Annotated in this window: 6 protein-coding genes; all 6 read left to right on the top strand. The window is 35.8% G+C overall.

Annotated features, from left to right (window positions below; genetic code table 11):
- The first annotated feature begins 7 nt into the window (after positions 1-7).
- On the top strand, positions 8-2008 hold the full coding sequence (locus A4F88_RS03170; RefSeq protein ID WP_068841065.1) for a RagB/SusD family nutrient uptake outer membrane protein: 2001 nt from the start codon (positions 8-10) through the stop codon (positions 2006-2008).
- A 435-nt stretch (positions 2009-2443) separates the two neighbouring features.
- Complete coding sequence (locus A4F88_RS03165) at positions 2444-5320, top strand: TonB-dependent receptor (protein WP_068841064.1); 2877 nt, start codon at positions 2444-2446, stop codon at positions 5318-5320.
- Between the two features lie 130 nt (positions 5321-5450).
- Positions 5451-6731 (top strand): DUF5690 family protein, encoded by a 1281-nt coding sequence (locus tag A4F88_RS03160; protein WP_167349253.1) that lies wholly within the window; start codon positions 5451-5453, stop codon positions 6729-6731.
- A 38-nt stretch (positions 6732-6769) separates the two neighbouring features.
- Positions 6770-7927, top strand: a complete 1158-nt coding sequence (locus tag A4F88_RS03155) for a TIGR03364 family FAD-dependent oxidoreductase (protein WP_068841063.1) — start codon at positions 6770-6772, stop codon at positions 7925-7927.
- 265 nt (positions 7928-8192) lie between these two features.
- Positions 8193-8873, top strand: a complete 681-nt coding sequence (locus A4F88_RS03150) for a phosphonatase-like hydrolase (protein ID WP_082815685.1) — start codon at positions 8193-8195, stop codon at positions 8871-8873.
- Positions 8874-9366: 493 nt separating this feature from the next.
- Complete coding sequence (locus tag A4F88_RS03145; RefSeq protein ID WP_068841062.1) at positions 9367-11049, top strand: DUF4983 domain-containing protein; 1683 nt, start codon at positions 9367-9369, stop codon at positions 11047-11049.
- Positions 11050-11075: the final 26 nt, after the last annotated feature.

Genomic DNA, 11075 nt, shown 5'->3' with positions numbered 1-11075 from the left:
CTCAACAATGAAAAGATATATAAAAAATAAAATTACAAGACTGGTACCTTTTGTGGCATTGGCTGTGTTGTCTGGTTCCTGTTCAAAAGATTTTCTCGATTCAGACCCGCTTTCCTTTTATGAGCCTGATGCTACATTTTCTACCGAAGCCGGATTGCAGGCAACTTTAGCACTGTGCGACAAACAATTGCGTAATAATTATATTCACTTTAATGCTGCGAGTGTTAGTGTGCCTATTGGTACAGAATATCTTTTCTCTGACATGGCGCAATACGGAAAAACAGATACAGGCAGTAATATAGCTGATTATGCTGCTACTGTTGTTCCTACAGGAACCTTTCAAAGAGACGTAGGCGAGTCGACTTATCTTGGTTTTTTCTGGACTGAAGCCTATACAGGTATTAAAAATGCTAATACCGTACTAACGTATATTGGTAATATAAAAACCTTATCTGAGGAAGTTAAAAATAAATATATCGGACAAGCTTATTTTCATAGAGCATACCGTTATCTAAATCTCGTATATCAATTTGGAGACATACCATTGATTACTAAAATTTTGGAAGTTCCAAAGCAGAGTTATTATTCTACTAAAAAGGAAGCCATCATAGAAATGATTACTGCAGATATGGAGAAAGCAGTACAATTTGTGCCAGAGCAGTCAAAGATTGGTTATATAGGTATGGTGAGTAAAGGAGCATGCCGTCAGTTACTTATTAAGTGTTATTTAGCATCCGGTAGATTTGCTGATGCCGAAGCACAAGCTAATATTTTGATTAATCAATCCGGTTACTCTTTGGTGCAAAACACTTTAGGGATTTTTGATCCGGGAGGAAACCCTACAGCATGGCCTATTACCAGAAACGTGATCTGGGATTTACACAGACCTGAAAACAAAGTTATCACGGCTAATACTGAAGCAATCCTGGTTGCGCCAAATGGAGGAGCACAGTCCTTTTTAGTATTTAATTCGATGAGAATTTTTGGACCTAACTGGAACGATGCAAATTTAATTACGCCTGATGGTAAAACAGCCGCACCTCGTTTTCCATTGACTGATAAAACGAATTATAATGCAAAATATGATTATCAAAGAGCAATAGGGCGTGGTATTGGTACTATTAGTGGTTCTTATTATTCGCAGCATCCTATGTGGGTTGTGAACGGTGTTGAAGACAAACAGGATCTTAGACATAACAGCACCGTGGGTAACTGGGTGAATATGGAAGATCTTAAATATGCTCCCGGAGCAGGTGGTAGTGCTACATGGGCTGGACAGAGCTTTAGAATGAAGGATGCATCTGGCAAACTGTTAGCACAAGATTCTATTCGTGATTGGTATGATTTTCCACATTATAAAATCTTTTTGCACGATGTTGTAGCCGAAGGGAATCCGGCAGCAAATGATTTTCAGGGTGCTACTGCGGGAGCCAGTGCACATTTGTATATATATCGTTTAGCCGAAACTTATCTATTACGTGCCGAAGCACGTTTTTATCAGGGTAATAACAGTGGAGCAGCCCAGGATGTGAATGTTGTAAGAGCTAGAGCAAAAGCTTCACAAATGTATAGCACAGTAACTATTGGTGATATTTGTGCAGAAAGAGGAAGAGAGCTTTATCTGGAAGAATGGAGAAATGTAGAGTTAAAACGTATTTCGCACTGTCTGGCTCTTAGCGGAAAACCGGACGAATGGGGACATACTTATAGTAAAGCCAATTGGGACAAACAATCAGGAACAGATGCGGCGGGAGGAAGTTATTGGTACCAGCGTATTGTACATTATACCCTTTACAACAAATATCCGGCAGGTATTTCTCTTAAACCGGGTGTTAAGTTTTATACAATGGATAAACGTAATAACTACTGGCCAATTCCGTATAGACTTGCTATAGAGCCTAATATTAAAGGTCAGTTAAGTCAGAACTTTGGTTATGATGGCTATAATGCTGGTGTAAAAGTCTGGGACAAATGGCAGGATGCCGTTGATGACGAAAGTAAAAACTAATTTTTTTTTCTTTAGACCGAAGTATAAAAAACGCTAGACTATTTAGTCTAGCGTTTTTTATTATCCATTAAAATAGACAAAAATTGATTTATTTAATAATCATATGAGCTGTTTATTAAACAATCCTATCAATATAAAATTTTACTATTTGTAAACAAATTAAGTTAAGTCGCGATCGTTTCGATAATCTGTCCAAAACTAAAATTACCCGAAAAATACAATACTAAATACATCTGTTTTAGTAATTACCTCTTATTTGCTGGCTTTATGGGGCTTTCTTGCATTATTACAGGTTTTGTTTTTTACAAATCCTTAACAAACAGTATGCTGTAGTTTTCATTTCTTTAACAATTCCATAATTTTAATTTTTTCACTATTTGTAAAAATCATAGTTAATTTGCTGTAATAAATTTAATATTTGTAAACAAACTAACCATGAAAACAATTTACAAGGCAATTTTTATTTTATCTCTTTTGCTTTTTGCGGAAAACATGACGGCCCAAAAAGCAACAATTAGAGGAACAGTTACCGATTCACAATCTCCATTGCCGGGAGCTTCTATTATATTATCAAACAATCAAAAAGCAACAACTGATTTCAGTGGATATTTTACCATTCAGGATGTAAGATCAGGAAGCTTTGAATTGCAAATCTCTTATATAGGATACGAAGTAAAAACGATTAAAGTTGAAGTAAAAGAAAATCAACAGTTGAATTTAGGAATCATTAAACTAGAAACCAATTCAAAAGAATTAAATGAAGTAGTAGTAAGCGGCATGAGCCAAAGAAACAGCGAAGCAAGAGCATTGAACATGCAAAAAAAATCAATGAGCATTGTAAACGTAATTGCGGCTGATGGTATTGGTAAATTACCGGATCGTAATGCTGCCGAAACCGTTCAGCGTATGCCGGGAGTTTCTATCGAACGCGATCAGGGCGAGGGACGTTTTGTTTCGGTACGTGGATTACCGCCTTTTTGGTCATCAACAACAATTAACGGAAACAGAATTCCAACAGCCGAAGAAGAAACAACTTCCAGAGCTACCGCATTTGACTTTTTTCCATCAGATTTAATCGCTTATGTAGAGGCTACAAAAGCTATTACGCCAGACATGGACGGAGATGCCATTGGCGGAAGCGTAAATTTTACCACACAGACAGCTCCAACCAAAAAAACAATTAAAGCGAGTGTTTTTAGTGGCTACAATCAAAAATCAGATAAAGGAATTTACAGCGGATCACTTACTATTGGTGATAAAAGCAGAAACGGAAAGTTCGGTTATATTATTAATGGAACGTATTGGGACAGAAACTGGGCTACAGACAACTATGAAGCCAGAAGAAATGGTGATCAGGGAGTTTACCGTTTAGAATTAAGAGATTATACCGGAGTTAGAAAAACAACGGGCTTAAATGCAGCAATGGAATTTAATCCGTCATCCAGGGATAAAATCTTTCTAAAAGCGACTTATGGCGGACTTTCTGACGAAGAAACGCATTATAAACACCGTATCAGATTTGATAAATTCAGCAGTGCAACAAACGCTTTAACGGTAGAACAGCAGGACATTCACAATGAATTAAAAACGCAGTTTATTGGTATCGATTTAGGTGGAAAACATCAATTGGCTAACGGAAATTTAGACTGGAGCCTGGCTTCTTACAGAAATCAGTTTAAATACGGAAATATTCCAAATGCAGAAGACAACAGTTATTTCTTAATTCAGTTCAATCAAACCGGAGTAGGCGTAAAACCAGAATATTTGAATACGATTCCGGTAGCCAATGGCGGAGCAGGAGGTCCAAGAGCGTATTGGGTTGCAGATGGCGGAATGCTGGATCCTAAAAATCCAAGATCAATATTTGATTTTTACTCAGATCCAAATTTCAAAACAGATCCGGCAAAAATGAAATTTTCTACACTTGAATTGTACAAAATCAGTATTGTAGAGCGTGACAATATTATTGCAGCAGTAAACTACGAGCATAATTTTAATGAAAGCCTGAAATTGAAGTTTGGCGCGAAACTAACAGATAAAGATCGTATTGCCACTTTTAGAGATGAATATTACAGCTGGACAGGATCTCCAACACCATTTTTATCCAATTATGGATCTGATTTAATCAATCAGCCTGGAGGAACAAATTATATGCGAAGAGAAACAGGAACCAATATTGGGAACACATTTGGTCCGGTTTTGTCTACTGACGGAATGACGAAGTTATTTAATACCTCAAAAGGAAACTTGGTTTTAAACCCTGTTGATTCTCAAATTCCGGAACTAGGAAAAGGTCTTGGAAGAAACTTTAATGTAGGCGAAACCACTTCATCTGCTTATGCAATGGCAACTTATTTATTAAACGATAAATGGACCATTTTAGGAGGGGTCAGAGTAACCAATACAATCACACAAGTTACAGGTAAAACAGTAGAAAATGATGTAGTCGTTGATGCAGAAAACACCAAAACATACACATCAGTATTACCAATGCTTCATATTAAGTATTCTCCAATCGAGAATTTAAACTTACGTTTTGCTACAACAAGAACATTTGCACGACCAAACTTTGGAGATATTTCGCCGGCAGGTTCCTTAAATACAATTGATGGAGAGTATGCAGGAGGAAATCCAAATCTGAACCCAACTTATTCCTGGAATTTTGATTTACTGGGAGAATATTTCCTTGATGAAGTAGGAGTAATCAACGCCGGAGTATTTTATAAATCGATTACAGATCCAATTTTTGATGATACGTATCAGGGAACTATTAACGGGATCCCAAATATAGAAATCAGTTCACCTGCAAATGGAGGAAATGCATGGATTGGCGGTGTTGAATTTGGAATTACAAAAAGATTCAGCTTTTTACCGGGATTCCTGAAATATTTTGGAACTCAGATCAATGCCACACTTATGAATTCTGAAATGAGACTGGGAGAAAACACCAATAATCCGGATGGAAGAAAAGTGTCAACGCCCTATCAGGCAAAAGAATTATACAATGCACAATTGTTTTATGAAAATGGAAAATTGAACGTAAGAGCAGCATTCAATCACAAAGGAGCTTATGCCATAAGTTTTGATGCCAATGCTAAAAATACAGATATGAATGATATTTATTATGGTAAATACAATTCACTGGATTTCTCAGCTTCTTATAAAATAGGCAATCATTTTACCATTTTTAGTGACCTGAATAATATCTTGAACGAGCCTTTGATGTATCATTTTGGAGAAACACCTAATCGACCAAAACAAGTGGAGTATTATGGAGTAAAGTTCAATCTTGGTCTTAAATATAATCTATAGACAACTATAAGTTAACCTGTTGGGTGTTGGTCCGTTTTATTTTTACAGTTTATTTTTTTTAAACGACCGCATCCAATAGGTTTTATACCGCTCTAAATACCACAACTATCACTCAAACCCTAAGAAACAAATGACTGCAAAAGCATCTAATTTCAGTTTTATATTAAAAACCTCCATAGCCGCATTTGGAACTTATTTCTGTATGTATGCTTTCAGAAAACCTTTTACTGTCGCAACATTCGATAATATGTCTTTTTGGGGAATCGACTATAAAATTTTATTGATTCTCGCACAGGTTTTAGGTTATACACTTTCTAAGTTTTTAGGAATCAAAATTATATCCGAATTAAAATCATCTAAGCGAACCCTGTACTTAATCAGTTTTATAGCCATTTCAGAACTCGCATTATTAGGTTTTGCGTTAGTTCCCGCGCCTTATAATATTCTGTTTCTATTCATAAACGGATTACCGTTAGGAATGATCTGGGGAATTGTTTTTTCGTATATCGAAGGAAGAAAAACAACCGAATTACTAGGCGTTATTTTATGTTCCAGTTTTATTGTTTCTTCAGGAGCAGCAAAATCTGTTGGTGTATTTGTATTGAAAGTTTTGGGCTGTACAGAGTATTGGATGCCTTTTGTTTCCGGACTGATTTTCATTGTTCCTTTGGTGATATTTTCCTTATTTCTGGAGAAAATTCCAAACCCTGACAGCGAAGATTTAGCCTTACGATCAAAACGAAAACCACTTGGCAAAAAAGAACGCGCGTCATTGTTCAGGCAGTTTGCATTTCCGTTAACAGCAATTATTGTATTCTATGCTATGCTTACAGCCATGAGAGAATTCAGGGATAATTTTGCCAGAGAATTGTGGGATTCATTAGGGTATAAAGAGAGTATTTCGATTTATATGTATTCAGAAATTCCTATTGCAATCTCGGTTCTGGTTATTTTAGGTTTTTTAGGAAGCATGAAAAATAACTATAAAGCCTTCAAAAATTATCATTTGGTATTATTTATAGGTTCAGTACTTATTGGCGTAACTACTTTCTTATTTCAAAAGCATTTATTGTCGCCACTTCCGTGGATGATCATCTCAGGATTTGGTATGTATATTTGTTACATTCCGTTCAACGGTTTGTTTTTTGACCGAATGATTGCCACTTATAAAATAGACGGAAACACCGGATTTTTAATCTACATCGCTGATGCTTTTGGATATTTAGGAAGCGTTTTGGTCTTATTCTTTAAAAATTTTGGAGACAAGGATATTTCCCTCCTCAGCTTTTTTACCACTTGTATTTATTTGTTATCCTTTGTAGGGATTATAACCACTGTAATGTCGTTTAATTATTTTAAACGCAAATTCAAAAAACACATAAAAATTAACACAACTCCTTTATACACCTGAATAAAGGAAAAATTATAATACATAAAAACAAATTACACATGAAAGATAAATATGATTTAATCATAGTTGGATCAGGGGTTTTGGGCACATTTCATGCCTATCATGCCTTATTAAAAGGAATGTCAGTAGCTATTTTAGAAAAAAACAGTAAACCCGAAGGCGCAACTGTTCGAAATTTCGGTCAGGTTGTACCATCAGGAATGGACAGAAAATGGCAGAATTTCGGTAAAGAAAGCTTAAAGATTTATAAAGATATTCAATCGCAGTTTGATATCAGCATTCGCCAAAACGGAACCGTTTATCTGGCATCAAACGAAGAAGAAATGCAATTGATAGAAGAACTTCACGAGATTAATATAGCAAACGATTACGAATCTAATTTGCTGACCAAAGAACAATGCCTGGCAAAATACAATGGTTTGCGATCTGATTATTGTACAGGAGGATTATTTTTTCCACAGGAAGTTACAGTAGAACCTTCGACCATGATTCATAAGTTACATCAATACATGACCGCCAATTTAGGTCTTGATTTATTCATGAATACAACCGTTGTTCATACCGAAGACAGATTTAGTGAAGTAATCGCAACAACTTCGGCAGGTTTGGAATACAAAGCTTCGAAAATCATTATTTGTAACGGAAGTGATTTCAAGATTTTATACCCGGAAATTTATAATAACAGCGATCTGATTGTTTCTAAACTTCAGATGCTGCAAACCAAACCACAGCAAAATTACAAGCTGGACGGTTCTATTTTAACCGGATTAACAATTAGAAGATACGAATCTTTTGAAGAATGTAAATCGTACGCTGCTATAAAAGCAAAAGAAAACCCGGAAAGTTTTGAGAAAAAGTACGGCGTTCACATCTTATTCAAACAAGCTTTAGACGGATCTGTAATTTTAGGAGATTCGCACGAATATGCTAGTGCAAAAGAAATAGATTCCTTAGGATTTGATTTGAATATGGATATAGACCATTTTATGATTGAAGAAGCCAAAAAAATAATCGATCTGCCTACATACGAAATTCAAAGCAGATGGTTTGGGATGTACTCACAATGCAAAACCAAAGATATTTTTGAGCATACAATCGATGAAAATATTCACATCATCACCGGAATAGGTGGCAAAGGAATGACTGGAAGCGCCGGATTCGCCAAATACAATATCGATAAAATTTTTAACGCTTAAGCTAAAGAAATATAGTCACAGATTAAGGATTGAAAAGATTACTGCGTGAAAAATTAAACACATAGAAACATAGATTTTAGGTATAAAAAGGAACGTTAAAAAGAAATATATTTCTTTCACAGAGATAACTATGCGATTTATTGTGAGTGAAACGTCTTTTTTACGAATTGCAGTCTATGTTTCTATGTGTTAAAAATAATTACACTAACCTATATTCTCAAAACATGTAAAATTGCATGTTCTCAAAAAAATAAATACACACAAAATGAAAATGAATGAAATTGAAATGGTTGTTTTTGATATGGCAGGAACAACAGTAAATGAGCAAAATATAGTATACAAATCGTTACATAAATCCATTAATAAATTCGGGATCGATGTATCGCTGGAGCTGGTTTTGTCATTAGGAGCAGGAAAAGAAAAATACCAGGCTATAAAAGACATCTTAAAATACATCAACATAACCGACACAGAAAAAACAGACCAAATATTTGAATATTTTATCGAAATACTGGATCAGGAATATTTAACCGCAAAGGTTTTGCCTATTGATGGAGTTGAAAACGTCATGAAAAACCTAAAAAATGATGGTGTAAAAGTTGTTTTAAACACAGGTTACAACAGCCAGGTTGCACATGCATTATTAGAAAAATTAAATTGGGAAAAAGGCATTCAATACGATGCTTTAATTACAGCCGATGATGTTGAGCAGGGAAGGCCTTTTCCTGATATGATATTCAAAGCCATGCAGCTTTTTGATATTGCAGATGCTTCTAAGGTAATCAAAGCAGGCGATTCTGCCATAGATATTGAAGAAGGCAAAAATGCTAAATGTGGCATTACCATTGGGGTTTTATCAGGAGCACAAACCAGATTACAGCTCGAAGAAGCCAAACCCGATTATATATTAGATTCTCTTGCTTCGCTATACAGCATTATGAATTAAAATATTTTTAAACACATAGAAATATAGAATTTAGTCGCTAATGCTAATCAAAAGTACAAGACAAATCCCGGCGGATTTTATATTTATAGCTTTTGATGATGACCTTTGTCAAGCCTCATCGGGGCGATATATATTGCGCAATGTCGCTCCGCTGGAGCTTTAAAATTGGGAATCATATATTGTTATACGTATTTCGCTTCGCAGGAGCTTTTAATAAAGGTTCTGTTTTTTAGCCGCTAATGCTAATCAAGAATATAAAACAAATCCCAGCGGGATTTTATATTTATAGCTTTTGATGATGACCTTTGGCAAGCCTCATCGAGGCGACATATATTGCGCAATGTCGCTCCGCTGAAGCTTTTAATAAAAGTTCTGTTTTAATACAAACGTATTTCTATGTGTTAAACAATTAAACTAATTAGTTAGAATTAAATCCCTGCAGGAAAAAGTTTTACAAGTAAATTAATAGTAACCCATAAAATAATTCAATTCAATGAAAAAGATTTTTAGATTAAGTTACGTTACAATTCTTGCAAGTGTGCTTTTAGTCACTTCATGTACCAATGATACAACGCTTGCGAGCGATGAGAATGCAGTAAATGCAAAAACGATTTCAAAAACAGGTAAATCTGCGTTAAGCAGCGGTACTAAAAAATTACTGATTATTGGTATCGATGGCTGCCGTGGTGATGCTTTAATGGCTGCAAATACACCAAATGTACACGGTTTACTTTCTAATTCAGTTTACAGTCTTGATGCTTTAACAGAAGCTCCAACCTGGAGCGGAAACGGCTGGTCTACTATGTTAAGCGGTGTTACGCATTTAAAACACGGAGTAACAGACAATTCATTTTCAAGTCCGAATTTTGGAACTTATCCAAACTTTCTAAAACGTCTGGAGACTTATAACTCGGGATTAAAGACAATGTCAATTGTACATTGGGCGCCAATCAATACGTACATCGTTGACGGAATTGATGTTGAAAAAACACTAACGACCGATTTAGCGGTTAAAAATGAGGTGGTTTCTGCACTTACAAATGACAATCCGGATGCTTTATTCCTGCATTTTGATGATGTCGATCATGCAGGCCACAGCTACGGATTTTCGATCAATGTTCCGCAATATAAGTCGTCTATTGAAACTACAGATGGTTATATCGGAGAAATCCTGACAGCTTTAAAAAACAGACCTAATTATGCCAATGAAGACTGGCTGGTTATCGTTGCACCGGATCATGGCGGAATTGTTACCGGCTCAACTGGATCTCACGGCGGAACATCTTATGAAGAACGCAATATTTTTACGATCTTCAATAATAAGAATTTCACTTCGACTAAAATTGAAAAACCGGTTGATCCTGCAACATCTGTTACTGGTAAATTTGCCAATTTTAATACCAATAGCATTTATGTTTCAACAAATAATGCGCTTTACAATTTCGGAACTTCAAGTTTTACTGTCGAGTGCAGAATAAAAACCTCAGGTTATTCAAGTGATCCATCAATAGTTTCTAATAAAAACTGGGTAAGCGGTAAAAATCGCGGATTTGTAATATGTGCCAATACCGGAGGAACCTGGAAAGTAAATATTGGCGATACTCAGAATCGTGTTGATATATCAGGAGGAACAATCAATGACGGCAAATGGCATCATTTGACCTTAGTGGTAGATCGCTCAGCTAAATTAGTAAAAACGTATCAAGACGGCGCATTTGTAGGTCAGGCAACTATTGTAGACAGTTTTGGAAGCCTGACTTCAGGATTGCCTTTTGCTGTTGGACAAGACGGAACGTTAACTTATGGTGCAAATGTAAACGGTAATATTGCTGAAGTTCGTGTTTGGAATAAAGCCCTTTATGAAGCTTCAATTTTTAATTATACCTGTTCATCTGTTACGTCTTCGCATCCTGATTATTTAAATCTTATAGGATATTGGAAAGGAGATAACGGATCCGGAAACAGTTTTACAGATTCAAGTTCAAAACAAGTAAACCTTATTTTTCCTGCTACGCCAACCTGGACAACCAGTACAGCATCTTTAAAATGCGGAACTGCTACAGGAGTTGTTCCAAAAATGGTAGATATTGCTTATTCATCTTTGCAATGGTTTGGAGTACCAATCAACTCAGGATGGTCATTAGACGGACGTTCCTGGCTTCCTGCAGGAAATTAAATTATATTTAGAATTGTGTTTTTTGT

This window comes from Flavobacterium chilense (genome assembly GCF_001602525.1).
Classification (GTDB): Bacteria; Bacteroidota; Bacteroidia; order Flavobacteriales; family Flavobacteriaceae; genus Flavobacterium; species Flavobacterium chilense.
Note: the sequence above shows the minus strand (reverse complement) of the source record. Positions and strands in the feature narration are given on the sequence as shown.

What these genes read in the sequence shown, in the direction of transcription:
- A4F88_RS03145 (WP_068841062.1), top strand. Translation starts at nt 9,367, where the DNA reads ATGAAAAAGATTTTTAGATTAAGTTACGTTACAATTCTTGCAAGTGTG.
- A4F88_RS03165 (WP_068841064.1), top strand. Translation starts at nt 2,444, where the DNA reads ATGAAAACAATTTACAAGGCAATTTTTATTTTATCTCTTTTGCTTTTT.
- A4F88_RS03150 (WP_082815685.1), top strand. Translation starts at nt 8,193, where the DNA reads ATGAAAATGAATGAAATTGAAATGGTTGTTTTTGATATGGCAGGAACA.
- A4F88_RS03170 (WP_068841065.1), top strand. Translation starts at nt 8, where the DNA reads ATGAAAAGATATATAAAAAATAAAATTACAAGACTGGTACCTTTTGTG.
- A4F88_RS03155 (WP_068841063.1), top strand. Translation starts at nt 6,770, where the DNA reads ATGAAAGATAAATATGATTTAATCATAGTTGGATCAGGGGTTTTGGGC.
- A4F88_RS03160 (WP_167349253.1), top strand. Translation starts at nt 5,451, where the DNA reads ATGACTGCAAAAGCATCTAATTTCAGTTTTATATTAAAAACCTCCATA.